Below are 271 nucleotides of genomic sequence, written 5' to 3'. Positions count from 1 at the left end.
ACGTGAGCAAGCTCTACTTCTACAATAAAGGCAATGCCGGGCTTTATTTGTGTTCTAAGTCGAATTCAGTGGTGTGGCCGTCGCCGTGGATGAGTTGATAGCGGGACAAGTCGCCGTTATCTAACGTTATTAGGCTTATTGCGGAGTCGCTTACTAAATACTTTTGGCCTTCGCCTAGGGTTTGGTGTTTGTCTACTTCCATGTGCCAGCGTTTGGTGAAAAAGTTAAGCGGGCTTTTGGGGCCATACAAAATAGAGTCTAGTTTGTCTAG

General features: G+C 46.1%; 1 pseudogene. It reads right to left on the bottom strand.

From position 1 onward, the window contains the following. Positions 1 to 43: 43 nt before the first annotated feature. Positions 44 to 271, bottom strand: a pseudogene (locus R2R70_RS20430) (hypothetical protein); the annotation flags it as partial.

This window comes from Cobetia sp. SIMBA_158 (genome assembly GCF_046566945.1).
Taxonomy (GTDB): Bacteria; Pseudomonadota; Gammaproteobacteria; order Pseudomonadales; family Halomonadaceae; genus Cobetia; species Cobetia amphilecti.
This window is presented reverse-complemented; position numbering and strand designations above follow the sequence as displayed.